At 58.5% G+C, this 15101-nt stretch carries 13 protein-coding genes; 8 read left to right on the top strand and 5 right to left on the bottom strand.

Annotated elements, in window-relative coordinates; translation table 11 throughout:
- Nucleotides 1–41: 41 nt before the first annotated feature.
- The 6 genes from infB to FY156_15375 all read left to right on the top strand — a co-directional run bounded on the left by infB (nt 42) and on the right by FY156_15375 (nt 8423).
- On the top strand, nt 42–2795 hold the full coding sequence (gene infB, locus FY156_15400; GenBank protein UXS02760.1) for a translation initiation factor IF-2: 2754 nt from the start codon (nt 42–44) through the stop codon (nt 2793–2795).
- 275 nt (nt 2796–3070) lie between these two features.
- Complete coding sequence (gene rbfA, locus FY156_15395; protein UXS02759.1) at nt 3071–3487, top strand: 30S ribosome-binding factor RbfA; 417 nt, start codon at nt 3071–3073, stop codon at nt 3485–3487.
- 3 nt (nt 3488–3490) lie between these two features.
- Entirely contained in the window at nt 3491–4438 is a 948-nt protein-coding gene (truB, locus tag FY156_15390; GenBank protein UXS02758.1) for a tRNA pseudouridine(55) synthase TruB, read from the top strand.
- A gap of 165 nt (nt 4439–4603) precedes the next feature.
- Nucleotides 4604–4873 carry a 30S ribosomal protein S15 gene (gene rpsO, locus FY156_15385; protein UXS02757.1) on the top strand — a complete coding sequence of 90 codons (270 nt, stop codon included), beginning with the start codon at nt 4604–4606 and terminating at the stop codon, nt 4871–4873.
- A 306-nt stretch (nt 4874–5179) separates the two neighbouring features.
- Nucleotides 5180–7327 carry a polyribonucleotide nucleotidyltransferase gene (pnp, locus tag FY156_15380; protein ID UXS02756.1) on the top strand — a complete coding sequence of 716 codons (2148 nt, stop codon included), beginning with the start codon at nt 5180–5182 and terminating at the stop codon, nt 7325–7327.
- A gap of 76 nt (nt 7328–7403) precedes the next feature.
- The gene (locus FY156_15375) at nt 7404–8423 is read left to right on the top strand and encodes a class I SAM-dependent methyltransferase (protein ID UXS02755.1); all 1020 of its coding nucleotides are present in this window, start codon (nt 7404–7406) and stop codon (nt 8421–8423) included.
- Nucleotides 8424–8506: 83 nt separating this feature from the next.
- On the opposite strand, the gene FY156_15370 is transcribed toward FY156_15375, so the two are convergent.
- Nucleotides 8507–9451 carry an AEC family transporter gene (locus FY156_15370; GenBank protein UXS02754.1) on the bottom strand — a complete coding sequence of 315 codons (945 nt, stop codon included), beginning with the start codon at nt 9449–9451 and terminating at the stop codon, nt 8507–8509.
- Nucleotides 9452–9882: 431 nt separating this feature from the next.
- Here FY156_15370 and FY156_15365 point away from each other — a divergent pair, with 431 nt between their 5' ends.
- A complete protein-coding gene (locus FY156_15365; protein UXS02753.1) occupies nt 9883–10875 on the top strand; it encodes an adenosine kinase in 993 nt (330 codons plus the stop codon).
- Here FY156_15365 and FY156_15360 read toward each other — a convergent pair.
- Nucleotides 10868–11410, bottom strand: coding sequence for an SH3 domain-containing protein (locus FY156_15360; GenBank protein UXS02752.1), 543 nt, complete (start codon nt 11408–11410; stop codon nt 10868–10870). The genes FY156_15365 and FY156_15360 overlap by 8 nt on opposite strands.
- 173 nt (nt 11411–11583) lie before the next feature.
- Here FY156_15360 and FY156_15355 point away from each other — a divergent pair, with 173 nt between their 5' ends.
- The gene (locus FY156_15355) at nt 11584–12588 is read left to right on the top strand and encodes a D-glycerate dehydrogenase (GenBank protein ID UXS02751.1); all 1005 of its coding nucleotides are present in this window, start codon (nt 11584–11586) and stop codon (nt 12586–12588) included.
- Nucleotides 12589–12593: 5 nt separating this feature from the next.
- On the opposite strand, the gene FY156_15350 is transcribed toward FY156_15355, so the two are convergent.
- Genes FY156_15350 through recF form a run of 3 tightly spaced genes read right to left on the bottom strand, consistent with a single transcriptional unit; the run spans nt 12594 to nt 14977 of the window.
- Complete coding sequence (locus tag FY156_15350; protein UXS02750.1) at nt 12594–13070, bottom strand: GNAT family N-acetyltransferase; 477 nt, start codon at nt 13068–13070, stop codon at nt 12594–12596.
- Nucleotides 13067–13834, bottom strand: coding sequence for a molybdopterin-synthase adenylyltransferase MoeB (locus FY156_15345; protein UXS02749.1), 768 nt, complete (start codon nt 13832–13834; stop codon nt 13067–13069). Before FY156_15345 ends, FY156_15350 begins: the two co-directional genes overlap by 4 nt.
- A 15-nt stretch (nt 13835–13849) precedes the next feature.
- On the bottom strand, nt 13850–14977 hold the full coding sequence (recF, locus tag FY156_15340; protein UXS02748.1) for a DNA replication/repair protein RecF: 1128 nt from the start codon (nt 14975–14977) through the stop codon (nt 13850–13852).
- Between the last annotated feature and the right edge of the window lie 124 nt (nt 14978–15101).

Here is a 15101-nt window from a genome sequence, read left to right as displayed (position 1 = left end):
ATGGACGTCATCCGGCTCTCGTCCGAAGGAACGGGAACGGAATGACCGACAACAACGACGACAAGACACTCAACGCACCAGCCAAGAAGACTCTTACCCTGAAACCGGGCGGGATGAATCAGGGTACGGTTCGTCAGGATATGGGTCGAGGTCGCACCAACGCGGTTGTCGTGGAAACACGTAAACGCCGCCCCATGCGTCCCGAAGACGAGAAGCAGGGCACGCACGCCCCGGTTCAGGCGCCCAAGCCAGCAGCTCCCGTGGCCGCAGCCGCACCGCGCCCGCAAGCTCCCCAGCCACGCGTTCATCAGCCATCTGGTCAGCAGCAGCGTCCGGGTTCTTCTCAGTCGCAGCAGCGCCCCGGCTCTTCCGCTCCTCAGCAGCGTCAGCCTGAACGGCCGCGCGGCAATGTCCTGCACGACCTTTCTGCAGGCGAGATGGAAGCGCGTCGCCGCGCTTTGATGGAAGCCCAGGCTCGCGACGTTCAGGAAGCCAAGCAGCGTGCAGAAGACGAAGCGCGCCGCAAGGTAGAAGAAGAACGCCGCATTGCAGCCGAGAAGGAAGAGGCAGCACGTCGCGCCGCCGAGGAAGCTGCTGCTGCGAAGGCAGCGGCAAGCCAGCCGGTTGCTCAAAATCAGCCTGCTGCTGCCGAAGAAAAGCCCGCTCAGGCCGCAACGCCTGCGCCGCGTGCTGATGCCCGCCCGCAGCCTTCGGCACGCCCAGCCGCAACTCCCGCACGTCCGGCTCCTGCCGGTGACGCCGCAGCACAGCGCGGACGCCGCACTTCGGATGAGGATGATGATCGCGGTGCACGCCGCACCACCGGCATGCCGGTTCGTGGCAAGGTTGTCGCTCCGGCACCTGCCAAGCCTGCCGCCCGTCTCAAGACGGAAGAAGAGCGCCGTCGCGGCAAGCTGACCGTAACCGCCGCCAATCTGGAAGAAGACGGCACACCGCGTGGCCGCTCGATGGCCTCCATGCGCCGTCGCCAGGAAAAATTCCGTCGCAGCCAGATGCAGGAAACCCGCGAAAAGGTCATGCGCGAAGTCATCCTGCCTGAGACCATCACCATTCAGGAACTGTCGCAGCGTATGGCCGAACGTGCCGTCGACGTCATCAAGTTCCTGATGAAGGAAGGTCAGATGATGAAGCCCGGCGACGTGATCGACGCCGATCTGGCTGAACTGATCGCAGTCGAGTTCGGCCACACGGTCAAGCGCGTTTCCGAATCCGACGTTGAAGAAGGTCTCTTCAACAAGGTTGACGATGAAGGCGAGATGGTTTCCCGTCCGCCGGTCGTAACGATCATGGGTCACGTCGACCACGGCAAGACATCGCTGCTCGACGCCATCCGTCAGGCAAATGTGGTTGCTGGCGAAGCCGGTGGCATTACCCAGCATATCGGTGCTTATCAGGTCGAGAAGAACGGTCAGAAGATCACCTTCATCGACACCCCCGGCCACGCCGCCTTTACGGCGATGCGTGCTCGTGGTGCGCAGGCGACGGATATCGCCATCCTGGTGGTTGCCGCTGACGATAGCGTGATGCCGCAGACGATTGAATCGATCAATCACGCCAAGGCGGCCAACGTGCCTATCATCGTGGCGATCAACAAGATCGACAAGCACGAGGCAAACCCTGAAAAGGTTCGCCAGCAGCTTCTGCAGCACGAAGTGTTCGTGGAATCCATGGGCGGTGAAGTGCTTGATGTGGAAGTCTCCGCCAAGAAGCAGCTTGGTCTCGACAAACTGCTTGAAGCGATCCTGCTGCAGGCCGAAATTCTCGACCTCAAGGCAGATCCGAACCGTACTGCAGAAGGTACCGTCATCGAAGCGGAACTCGACCGCGGCCGTGGTGCCGTGGCCACCGTTCTCGTGCAGAAGGGTACCCTGAAGCCTGGCCAGATCATCGTGGCTGGCGACCAGTGGGGCCGCGTTCGCGCGCTCGTCAACGACAAGGGCGAACACGTCAAGGAAGCCGGTCCGGCCATGCCTGTCGAGGTTCTCGGTCTTTCCGGTACGCCCTCTGCCGGTGACCGTTTTGCGGTTGTCGAAAACGAAAGCCGTGCTCGCGAGATTTCCGAGTACCGTCAGCGTCTGGCACGCGACAAGGCCGTTGCCCGCCAGACCGGTCAGCGCGGTTCGCTGGAACAGATGATGAGCCAGCTGCAGACTTCGGGAATGAAGGAATTCCCGCTGGTCATCAAGGCAGACGTGCAGGGTTCGGTCGAAGCCATCATCGCTTCGCTCGACAAGCTCGGCACCGACGAAGTCCGCGCTCGTATCGTTCACTCGGGCGCTGGCGCCATCACGGAATCGGATATCTCGCTTGCCGAGGCATCCAACGCCGCGATCATCGGCTTCAACGTTCGCGCCAACGCACAGGCACGTACGGCTTCCGAACGCGCCGGCATCGAGATCCGCTACTACAACATCATCTACGATCTGGTGGATGACGTGAAGGCAGCGATGTCCGGCCTGCTGTCGCCAGAGCGTCGCGAGACCTTCCTCGGCAACGCGGAAATCCTGGAAGTGTTCAACATCACCAAGGTCGGCAAGGTCGCGGGTTGCCGCGTTACCGAAGGCAAGGTGGAACGCGGTGCAGGCGTTCGTCTCATTCGCGACAACGTCGTCATTCACGAAGGCAAGCTCAAGACGCTCAAGCGCTTCAAGGACGAAGTGGCAGAAGTGCCGGTCGGTCAGGAATGCGGTATGGCGTTCGAGAACTACGAAGATATCCGCGCAGGCGATATCATCGAGTGCTTCCGCGTCGAGCACATCACCAGAACGCTCTAAGCGTTCGGTTGAAACGTACATGAAAATCGCAATTGGGCGCCGGCAAGCCGGCGCTCGATTCTTTATAGCGCCCTCAATCACTCGAAGCGTGCAAAGGTCGCCGTAACACCAGAGCGCCGCTGGTCGTTTCCAGATGCAGTCAGGACGCTCTAACACTTTGAAACTGCGCATCGTTCACGTCGAAAATCGATTTCGATTTTCGGACCTATGCGCTAGATTTGCACACGCCCTCCTCGACAGAAAAGATTGAGGGGCGATGTGCAGGGGCAAAAGAAATGGCAAAAGCAACATCATCGGCTCCTTCGCAGCGTATGCTGCGCGTCGGCGAACAGGTTCGCGCGGCCGTGACGCAAATCCTGCAACGCGGCGAAGTTCGCGACGATCTTATTGAAAAGACCGTCATTTCGATCTCGGAAGTGCGCATGTCGCCCGATTTGAAGATCGCGACGGCTTACGTAACGCCACTCGGCGTTGCCGATCACACCGGCACCATCGATGCACTCAATCGTCATGCCAAGTTCATCCGCGGCCGCCTTGGTCCACAGCTTCGGCAGATGAAATACATGCCGGAACTGCGTTTCCGCGACGATACGAGTTTCGATAATTATCAGAAGATCGATGCACTTCTGCGCTCGCCAGAAGTCAGCCGCGATCTCGGCACGTCTGCAGACAAAGACGAAGAACAGAACTGAAGCATGTCCAAACCACGTAAACAGCAGTCCCGTAAACCAAAGGGCCGCCCGGTTTCCGGCTGGCTTATTCTCGACAAGCCGCTTGATTTCGGTTCGACCGAAGCCGTCTCCAAGATCAAGTGGCTGTTCAATGCCCAAAAGGCCGGCCACGCCGGTACGCTCGACCCGTTGGCGTCGGGCATGCTGCCGATCGCCCTTGGCGACGCCACCAAGACTGTCCCTTACGTTATGGACGGCCGCAAGATATACGAATTCACCGTTACCTGGGGTGAAGAGCGGACAACGGATGACCTTGAGGGCGAAGCCGTTGAAACGTCCGATATACGCCCGAACGAACAGGCAATCCGCGATATTCTGCCGAACTACACCGGCACCATCATGCAGACGCCGCCGCAGTTCTCGGCCATCAAGATTGCCGGCGAGCGTGCCTATGATCTCGCGCGCGAGGGCGAGACCGTGGAAATTCCTGCCCGCGAAGTCCAGATTCATCGCCTGACGCTGCTCGCCTGTCCGGACGCCGATACCGCCCATTTCGAAGTCGAATGTGGCAAGGGCACCTATGTTCGGGCACTGGCGCGCGACATGGGCCGCGATCTCGGCTGTTTCGGCCATATTTCCGAGCTGCGTCGCACCATGGTTGCGCCATTCGGCGAAGACATGATGGTTCCGCTTGAGAAGCTTGTTGAGCTGGAAGCACTCGAGGATCGCGATGCACGTCTCGAAGCCCTTGATGCCTATCTCATCGATACGGCCGAAGCGCTTTCCTCCCTGCCCCGCCTGATCATCAACGACGATCAGGCCCACCGGTTGAAAATGGGCAATCCCATTCTGCTGCGTGGCCGTGATGCACCAGCCGATCATCCGGAAGCCTATGCCACCGCGCATGGCAAGCTGGTCGCCATTGGCGAGATCGGCCAGGGCGAGTTCCGCCCGAAACGCGTTTTTGGCTGAGACGCCCGCAAAGGGGCGGCTGTCAATCGCCTCTTTCAATTATACCCATAATGGTTTATAGGCAGCGCCAGCTTGGGCGCTTGCCCGCGCTACTGAATGGCCAGAGCTGGACGACATCCCGGCTTTAGGCGTCCCGTTTTTCCTTAAAATAGAAAGGATCGTCCGATGTCGATTACTGCAGAGCGCAAAGCCGCCCTCATCAAGGAATACGCAACGAAGGAAGGCGACACCGGTTCGCCGGAAGTTCAGGTTGCCATCCTGACCGAGCGGATCAACAACCTGACGGAACACTTCAAGGGCCACAAGAAGGACAACCACTCCCGTCGTGGCCTTCTGACGCTGGTTTCGAGCCGCCGTTCGCTTCTCGACTATCTGAAGAAGAAGGACGACGCCCGCTACACCAAGCTGATTGGCGCCCTCGGCATTCGCCGCTAAAACTCTTCCGGCGGGTTTTCGTTACGATACCCGCCGGTTTTTCTATCCGGATCATTCCGGATTTCTTGTTTTCCGGGACTTCGCTGAAAAAGCGTCCCGAACCTAAGGTGGCCCGGATGGGCCGGTGCCGCCTTGTAACCGACGACCTGTCATGGGGCAGGATTGCCGGATGCTTTGGCCAGAGATGGCATGCCGCGCTGTTATGGCCACCGGCAAAAAGCCTCCCGCTGTCTTGCCCGTGATTGTGTCTCAGAGCTGCCCGGTTTCGGCATCTTGCCGAAGGGCAACCAAGATTAAGGACAAGATATGTTCAATCAACACTCCGTGGAAATTGAATGGGCAGGCCGCCCGCTGAAGCTGGAGACCGGCAAGATCGCCCGTCAGGCTGACGGCGCGGTCATCGCAACCTACGGCGAGACGATGGTTCTCGCGACCGTGGTTTCCGCCAAGGCTCCGAAGCCTGGCCAGGACTTCTTTCCGCTGACCGTCAACTATCAGGAAAAGACCTACGCAGCCGGCAAGATCCCTGGCGGCTACTTCAAGCGCGAAGGCCGTCCGAGCGAAAACGAAACGCTTGTTTCTCGCCTGATCGACCGTCCGATCCGCCCGCTTTTCCCTGAAGGCTACAAGAACGACACGCAGGTCGTTGTTACCGTTATCCAGCACGATCTGGAAAACGATCCCGATATCCTGTCGATGGTTGCCACCTCGGCAGCACTGACGCTCTCCGGCATCCCCTTCATGGGCCCGATCGGCGGCGCACGCGTCGGCTACATCAACGGCGAATATGTTCTGAACCCGCACCTCGATGAGATGGACGAATCCACCCTCGATCTGGTTGTTGCCGGTACGTCCGACGCCGTTCTGATGGTTGAATCAGAAGCCAAGGAACTGAACGAAGACATCATGCTCGGCGCCGTCATGTTCGGTCACCGTGGTTTCCAGCCGGTCATCGACGCGATCATCAAGCTCGCTGAAGTTGCCGCCAAGGAACCGCGCGAATTCGAACCGGAAGACTTCTCCGCTCTTGAAAACGAGATGCTCGGTCTGGCCGAAGCTGAACTGCGCGACGCTTACAAGATCACCGAAAAGGCTGCCCGTTACGCCGCTGTCGACGCCGTCAAGGCGAAGGTCAAGGCTCACTTCCTTCCGGAAGAAGGCGAAGCCAAGTACACTGCGGAAGAAATCGGCGCCGTCTTCAAGCATCTTCAGGCCAAGATCGTTCGCTGGAACATCCTCGACACCAAGAGCCGTATCGATGGCCGCGACCTGTCGACCGTTCGTCCGATCGTTTCGGAAGTCGGCCTTCTGCCACGTACCCACGGCTCTGCGCTTTTCACCCGTGGTGAAACCCAGGCCGTCGTCGTTGCCACGCTCGGCACCGGTGAAGACGAACAGTACATCGACAGCCTGACTGGCATGTACAAGGAACGCTTCCTGCTGCACTACAACTTCCCGCCCTACTCGGTCGGTGAAACTGGTCGCATGGGCTCCCCGGGCCGTCGCGAAATCGGCCACGGCAAGCTCGCATGGCGCGCTATCCGCCCGATGCTGCCGACTGCGGAACAGTTCCCCTACACGCTGCGCGTCGTATCGGAAATCACCGAGTCCAACGGCTCGTCCTCGATGGCAACGGTTTGCGGCACCTCGCTCGCACTGATGGACGCAGGCGTTCCGCTTGCCAAGCCGGTTGCAGGTATCGCCATGGGTCTGATCCTCGAAGGTGAGCGCTTCGCCGTTCTCTCCGATATCCTTGGTGATGAAGATCACCTCGGCGACATGGACTTCAAGGTTGCCGGTACCGCCGATGGTATCACCTCGCTCCAGATGGACATCAAGATCGCCGGTATCACCGAAGAGATCATGAAGATCGCTCTTGAGCAGGCTCAGGGCGGCCGCAAGCACATCCTCGGCGAGATGGCCAACGCCATCACCGAGAGCCGCAGCCAGCTCGGCGAATTCGCACCGCGCATCGAAGTGATGAACATTCCGGTCGACAAGATCCGCGAAGTCATCGGTTCGGGCGGCAAGGTCATCCGCGAAATCGTTGAAAAGACCGGCGCCAAGATCAACATTGAAGACGACGGCACCGTCAAGATCGCCTCGTCTTCGGGCAAGGAAATCGAAGCGGCCCGCAAGTGGATTCACTCCATCGTTGCTGAGCCGGAAGTCGGCCAGATCTACGAAGGCACGGTCGTCAAGACCGCTGACTTCGGCGCTTTCGTCAACTTCTTCGGCGCCCGTGACGGCCTCGTGCACATCTCGCAGCTCGCTTCCGAGCGCGTTGCAAAGACCTCCGACGTCGTCAAGGAAGGCGACAAGGTCTGGGTCAAGCTGATGGGCTTCGACGAGCGCGGCAAGGTTCGCCTCTCCATGAAGGTTGTCGATCAGGCAACCGGCAAGGAAATCGTTGTCGAGAAGAAGAAGGAAGAAGGCGAAGCTGCTGCCGAGTAAGGCTGCGCCGCCTGTCCCACATCGAGGCGCGGGAATTTCCCGCGCCTTTTTTCTATTTACCGCTTGAGGAACTCCGATGAGCCGCGACGCCGTCAAAACCCTGTTTCATCCTTTTGCCGCCGACATGCTTGAAATGCCGAAATCCGGCGAACGCGTGCTGTTTCTCGGTGCGGAAGCCGGTACGGCCCGGCCAGCCGGTTTCGATGCCGACATCGTTGCGGTTCAGAACCTGCGCCCGCTTTACCGGACCCTGCAGGCGCACAGCGCCGAGGTAACGCCGGATATTCCCGAGGGCACCTATGATGCTGCACTCATCCTGTGCGGCAAGCACCGCGGCGAAAACGAAAACCGGGTGGCCGAGGCGCTGAACCGGGTCAAGACCGGAGGCATCATCGTTGCTGCCGGCTCCAAGGAAGACGGTATCGTCACGCTTCGCAAAACGTTGGCAAAGCTTGGTGTTGAGGCAGAATCGACACCGAAGTACCACGGTGTTGCGCTGTGGTTCAAAAGACCGGACGATGTTTCAGCTCTGGTTGGCAAACTGAAGCATGGCGCGGTCACCGTCGAGGGCCGCTTCACGGCGATGCCTGGCATGTTCTCGCACGACCGTGTCGATGATGGTTCGGAACTTCTCGTCTCGCGCCTGCCAACGGACTTTGACGGCAATGCCGCAGATTTTGGCGCCGGTTGGGGTTACCTGTCGATCATGCTGGCCGAGAAATCGCCACGCACGGCGCGCATCGATCTCTTCGAAGCAGACTGGAATGCCCTAGAATTCGCCAAGAACAATCTCCTGGAAAACAATCCGCGCCTCACAGCCCGTTTCTTCTGGCAGGATCTCGCCGCCGAGCCGCCGAAGGAAAAATACGACCTCATCATCATGAACCCACCGTTCCACGCAGCCGGTCAGGCAGCCGAACCAGCACTTGGCCAGGCCTTTATCAAGGCGGCAGCGGCTGCGTTGCGCAGTGGCGGCAAGCTTCTGATGGTCGCCAACCGTGGGATGCCCTACGAGCCGATTCTGGCTGCAGAATTCCGCAACAGCCAGGAAGTGTGCCGCAACGCCCGCTTCAAGATCTTGAGCGCGCAGAAATAATCAGCGCAACTTAAAACCAGAGCACGTCCGTCTCGTTAAGATTGGACGTGCTCTGTTTTATTTTCCAATTCTACAGAAATTCCCTAGCTCAGCAGCCAGGCCCAAAGCGACACGGACAGAACGCCCGTCGCGGTCGATATGCTGATCGTTGAGGCCGCAACGCTATGGCCTATGCCGAAACGGTTGGCGATCAGCCAGGCATTCACGCCCGTCGGCACCGAAGAGGTCAGAACAAGCGCCGCTGTCCATTCATGACTGAGGCCAAGTGCGCGCCCCATTAGCCAGACGCAGGCGGGCAACAATAACAGCTTGAACACTGTCATCGTGAATGCGATCCGCAGATTGCCACGGACAGTATATTTCGTCAGTGCCATGCCAAGCGAAATCAGTGCTGCCGGGCCCGCCATTGAGGCGACCTGATCGATGACCGTCTTCATGACGGACGGTATGGGCAGTCCCGAGACATTTGTTGCAAGGCCGATGCAAAGGCCGATCACCAACGGGTTGGTGACAAGATTGCGCCCAACCTGCCTGAAGACCGCACCCATGCTCCGCTTTTCACCACCAACGGCCTTATGCGTGGCATTTTCCATCAAAATGGTGCCTGCGATCATCATCACGGGCAGATGAATGGCAAGCAGGATCGACAAAGCGACCAAGCCTTCATCGCCAACCGAACGACCGACTAGAGGCAGACCGATAAAGATGTTGTTGGCAAAAGCCGAGGAAATGCCGGCGATGACTGCAATACGTACATCCTGCTTGAAGACGTAGCGGGTCACGATGTGGCCGAGTGTCCATGTAACGGCGACACCGGCGAAATAGGTGATCCAAAGGCGAAATGGCGACGCTCCGTGGAAATTGGCTTCCGCCAGCGTCCGGAAGATCAGGGTCGGAACCGCAATCTTGAACACGAAATCGCTCAAAATCTCACCGGCATCCGCTCTGAACAGTCCTGCCTTGACGGTCAACCAGCCAATCAAGATCAGAATGAAAATAGGGGCAACGTTTGCGGCAACAGCGGACATGAGGAGGGAGACTTTCGCGGCCTTGGGAAGATATCCCGCTTACCCCATCTTCACGGTGCGGACAATGCTTACATGTCCGTCGGACGGAATCTTGCGGCCCGGGCCAACATTCGACATCGTGTCGCGAAAGCACCAAAAGAAAAAGCGGGGTCACCCCCGCCTTTTTTCGGACCGTTATGTTCCACCAGTACATCCGTGGTGAAAACAACGGTTGAGCTGGAAGACCTCATGTCTTCCTTTCGGAACACATATGCGCCCTTTGCTCTGACACCGATATAGCGCGCCCATGTTACAGCCAAATGACGCCCGATTGGACAATATCACGGCGCATATTCCTCCCCGCTCCCGCTTTGGGCTTTTCTTGCCGCGAGAAATGTTTAAGACCAAATTCCGGACACCAGCACGGACCCGTGCGAACCGGAAAAGGGCCTATGACGAAATTCGACGTACTGACGGTCGGCAATGCTATCGTCGACATCATTTCCCGCTGCGATGATCGCTTTCTCAACGACAATGGCATTACCAAGGGCGCGATGAACCTGATCGATGCCGAGCGGGCCGAATTGCTTTACTCCCTGATGGGCCCGGCCCTTGAGGCCTCTGGCGGCAGCGCCGGCAATACGGCGGCCGGCATTGCGAATTTCGGCGGCAAAGCTGCCTATTTCGGCAAGGTCGCCAATGACCAGCTCGGTGAAATCTTCCAGCATGATATTCGTGCGCAGGGCGTCTATTTCGAAACCAAACCGGAAGGCACCTTCCCGCCAACGGCGCGCTCGATGATCTTTGTCACCGAAGACGGTGAGCGTTCCATGAACACCTATCTTGGCGCCTGTGTGGACCTCGGCCCTGAAGACGTTGAAGCCAACGTCGTCGCCGACTCCAAGGTGACCTACTTCGAGGGTTACCTCTGGGACCCGCCGCGCGCCAAGGACGCCATTCGCGACTGCGCCCGTATCGCCCATGAAAACGGCCGCGAAGTTTCCATGACGCTCTCGGACAGTTTCTGTGTTGGACGCTATCGCGACGAGTTTCTCGATCTGATGCGATCCGGCACGGTGGATATCGTATTCGCCAACAAGCAGGAAGCTCTGTCGCTTTATGAAACCGACGACTTCGAGCTGGCACTTTCGAAGATCGCTGCCGACTGCAAGATTGCTGCGGTGACGATGAGTGAAGATGGCGCCGTCATCCTGCGTGGCAACGAACGGGTAAAAGTCGATGCCTTCCCCGTTCACGATGTTGTCGACACGACCGGAGCAGGAGACCTCTTTGCGGCAGGCTTCCTGTTCGGCTACACGCAGGACCGCTCGCTTGAGGATTGCGGCAAACTCGGCTGCCTTGCCGCCGCCGCCGTCATTCAGCAGGTCGGACCGCGGCCGATGTCGTCATTGAAAGCTCTGGGCAGCAAACACGGGCTTATTTAAAGGCTTCGCCCGGGTAGGCACCCCAGATTTCGCCCTGCGATAACCAACCATTTGCCTGGCCGGCTTCGGCCCGGCACCAGTCGCCGTTGCATTCCTTGATGATGACCTGAACGCCAGGCTCGAGCTTTGCAACAACGGCTGCGCCCGATTGCGGATCGCGGCGCATGTTGACATATACGTCCTTGCCCTTGCCCCTCATCCACGGGGCTGCAACGGCTGTCCGCTCGCCGGAAAGCAGTGCCTGGTTGACCCAGCCTTCCGTGCCGTCAGCATCGCGGATACGACGCCAGTTTTCATACTCCTGAATGATCTCCACCGGCATGCCGGACTTCATGTACATCCAGGAGACGGCGTAGTCGGTGCTGGGGCCGATTCGCATGTTGACGCGCTTCGACTTCAAGCTGACGAAACGCGGCAGCGGCAGACCGCTTGCGCCCTTTGCAGCACTTTGAGCGCTGACCTGTGCTGGCGTTGCCGCGAGAAAAGCCAGCGATAATGCAATGCAGACCATAGAAGTTACGCGACGCATGCCCATTTCCGCTTCCTTGCCTTCCGTAAACCACAGGATATCCAGGACACGCGTTTCCAGCGCCTCGCGCCCGCACGAGTTTTGTTTGTCTTCGCCGGTGGGTCTGGTAGAAACGCCCTGAGTGAGAGAAATTATCGCTCTTTCTGGTTAATGACTTCTGAACAAGGCAGCGGCTAACGATGACTCACAAGAAGAGACCAACCGTCTATCTCACCCGCAAACTGCCGGATGTGGTCGAAACCAGAATGCGAGAGCTTTTCGACGCCGAACTGAACATCGATGACACGCTGCGTAGCGAACAGGAACTCGTCGCCGCCATGCAACGGGTGGACGTTCTGGTACCAACGGTTACCGATCGTATTACCGCTGCAATGATCGAACAGGCCGGGCCACAATTGAAGCTGATTGCCAGCTTTTCCAATGGTATTGACCACGTGGACGTGGATGCGGCGGCGCGCAAGGGCATCACCGTCACGAATACGCCCAATGTGCTTACCGAAGACACGGCCGACATCACCATGGCGCTGGTGCTGGCTGTGCCGCGCCGCATGATCGAAGGCACGCGCGTTCTCGCCAACGGTGCTGACGAGTGGATGGGCTGGTCACCGACATGGATGCTTGGAAGACGCATTTCCGGCAAACGGATCGGCATTGTCGGCATGGGGCGGATCGGCACGGCGGTTGCCCGACGCGCAAAAGCCTTCGGGCTCTCCATTCACTACCACAATCGCAAACGCGTAAATCCGGCCACTGAAGCGGAACTCGAAGCCACGTATTGGGACAGTCTTGACCAGATGCTGGCCCGCGTTGATATCGTTTCCATCAATTGCCCTGCAACGCCGGCGACCTACCACCTGATCTCGGCACGACGGTTGGCGCTGATGCAGCCGACGAGCTACATCGTCAACACAGCCCGTGGTGATATCATCGATGAAGCCGCGATGATCCAATGCCTGCGGGACGGCAAGATCGCCGGCGCTGGCCTGGACGTCTATTCGAATGAGCCTGCCGTCAATCCCAAGCTCATCAAGCTTGCCAAGGAGGGCAAGGTGGTGCTGTTACCGCATATGGGCTCGGCAACCATCGAAGGTCGCATTGACATGGGGGAGAAGGTCATCATCAACATTCGCACCCTGTTCGATGGTCACCGTCCACCGAACCGCGTTCTGCCGGGCCGCAACTGATCGCATCAGTCGAGCCGCTTGGTCATTTCAATTGAGGTCATTCGATCAAAGCCGGGATGGGCGTTTTCGGCTGTTTTGACGAAGCCCCAGGATGAGAACCGGGCGTGATTGCCGACAAGCTCAATGCGCGTCTCCAGACGCAATGCCGGGAGCGCCAATTCGCGCGCCAAGGTCTCCGCCCTCGACATCAGCCGGTAACCGACACCCTTGCCCTGTGATTTCGGCGATACAGCCAGTTTGCCGACATAAAGACTGCCAAGCGGTTCAGGTTTGCAAAAAATGCAGCCCAGGATTTCGCCATTTTCCAATGCTGCAAACGCGATTTCGTTTTTGACTTTTTCGGCAAGGTTTTCGAGTGTCAGACGATGGGCGGAGGATGGCGGATCGATAACCCCATCCATATATGCAAAGGAAGCCATGATGAGCGCCAGCAATTCAGGCTCGCGTCCAAATTCCTGATCGATCCCAACAATCTCGATCATGCCGTAGTCCCTTCGCGTCGACGCTTGTAACGGACAGTTTCAAAACGGGCGGCAAGTGCGTCATAGAGCAACAGACGACCGATCAGCGGTTCACCAGCGCCCGTTATTACCTTCACCGCCTCCATAGCCATGATCGTCCCGATAACACCGGTCAGGGCACCAACGATGCCTGTTTCAGCGCAATTGGGAATGAGGCCTTGCGGTGGCGGAGCCGGGAAAAGGTCTCGGTACCCAGGCAGTAAACGCGCATCGGGCCCGGTCTCGTAGGGTTTTAGTACCGTGACCGATCCGTCAAAACGGCCAACGGCCCCTGTCACCAATGGTCGCCTCGCGCTTTCGGCAGCGTCGGCAGCGGCATACCGCGTATCGAAATTGTCCGAGCCATCAATGATGAGATCAAAACCCTTGAGGTGTGTGTCTGCCCAGACAGCGGAGAAACGGTCCTCATAGGCAAGGATGCGGACATGCGGATTAAGCCGGGCAATGGTATTGCGTGCACTCTCCGTTTTCAGTTCGCCAATCGTGCCGCTGTCATGGATCACCTGCCGCTGGAGGTTGGACAACGAAACGACGTCGTCATCGATCAGGCCGAGCGTTCCAATGCCTGCGGCAGCAAGATAAAGCAGAACGGGCGCGCCGAGCCCCCCTGCTCCGATAACCAGTACGCGGGCCGCCTTCAGGCGCTGCTGCCCAACGCCACCGATTTCCGGCAAGAGGATATGGCGCTTGTAGCGTTCGATTTCCTCGGGACTCAAAGGCTCCATCTCGCGCTCCTATTCTCAGCCAGTAATGCTTCCATACGAAATGTTGAAGAATTGCGCCCGCTCACCGAGTGCAGAGAACATGCCGGTATCTGTGCCCGTCATGAAACTTTGACCGCCAAGAGCGTGGATGAGGTCGAACAGAGCCGCACGTCGACCCTCGTCCAGATGAGCAGCAATTTCATCCAGCAAAAGCACCGGCGCGTAACCGGTCATGTTTGCCGTCAACTGTGCGTGCGCCAATACCAGTCCGACAAGCAAAGCTTTCTGTTCTCCCGTCGAACAACGTTCGGCTTCCATGTCCTTTTCCGCGTGACGCACGAAAAGGTCGACCCGGTGTGGCCCATCAAGCGTGCGGCCTGCGGCAGCGTCGCGATAGCGACCGTCACGCAACATCGACGCATACTCATCTTCCAGATCGACCGCCGGTCGGTGAAACGCGTTGTCCATAAAACCGGACAGCGCCAACGCCGCAGACGGAAACCCGGCGTCGCCCTTGCGGGTGTCGATCAGGTTCTTCAAAAGCCCCAGCATCTCGTGACGCGCAATCGCCATGGACATGCCAAGCTCGGCCATCTGCTTTTCAATGCCGTCCAGCCACACAGGATCGAAGCGCCCTTCGGACAGCAAGCGATTGCGGCCACGCATGGCTTTGTCGAAATCGCTCGCACGACGGCCGTGTGCCGGATCAAGCGACAGAACGAGGCGATCGAGAAAGCGACGACGATCCGAAGATGATCCCGTAAAGAGGCCGTCCATGGCCGGTGTCAGCCAAAGGACACGCAGATGATCCGTCAACTCATCGACCGATCGTACAGCCGTACCGTTGAGCCTCAAACGCCGAGAAACGACGTCACCATCCCCTTCGACACCGGTACCAATCGCGACCTCGCCATCCATTCCCTCGACGTCAGCGAAGATCGAAAATCCGGATACTTCCGCGCCAACTCGTGTAACATCCGACAAGACTGCACGACGCAGTCCGCGACCGGGCGAGAGAAACGATACTGCTTCCAGCAGGTTGGTCTTGCCTGAACCGTTGTCGCCCGTCAACACCACGTGACGCTCGTCGAGGCTAAGAGATGCCGCCGCATAATTGCGGAAGTCAGTCAGTTTCAGTCGTGTCAGAGAGACCTTGTTCGTCATGGTTACGGCCTAAAACGAACCTCGCGCGATAGCAAGATCGGAGGGCACTTCTCGTTGGCTGAAGGGTGGCGAAACAAAAGGAAATTATTCTGCGCTGGCAACTTTTCAGGCAGATGTTTATTTA

The organism is Agrobacterium tumefaciens (assembly GCA_025559845.1).
Taxonomy (GTDB): Bacteria; Pseudomonadota; Alphaproteobacteria; order Rhizobiales; family Rhizobiaceae; genus Agrobacterium.
Note: the sequence above shows the minus strand (reverse complement) of the source record. Positions and strands in the feature narration are given on the sequence as shown.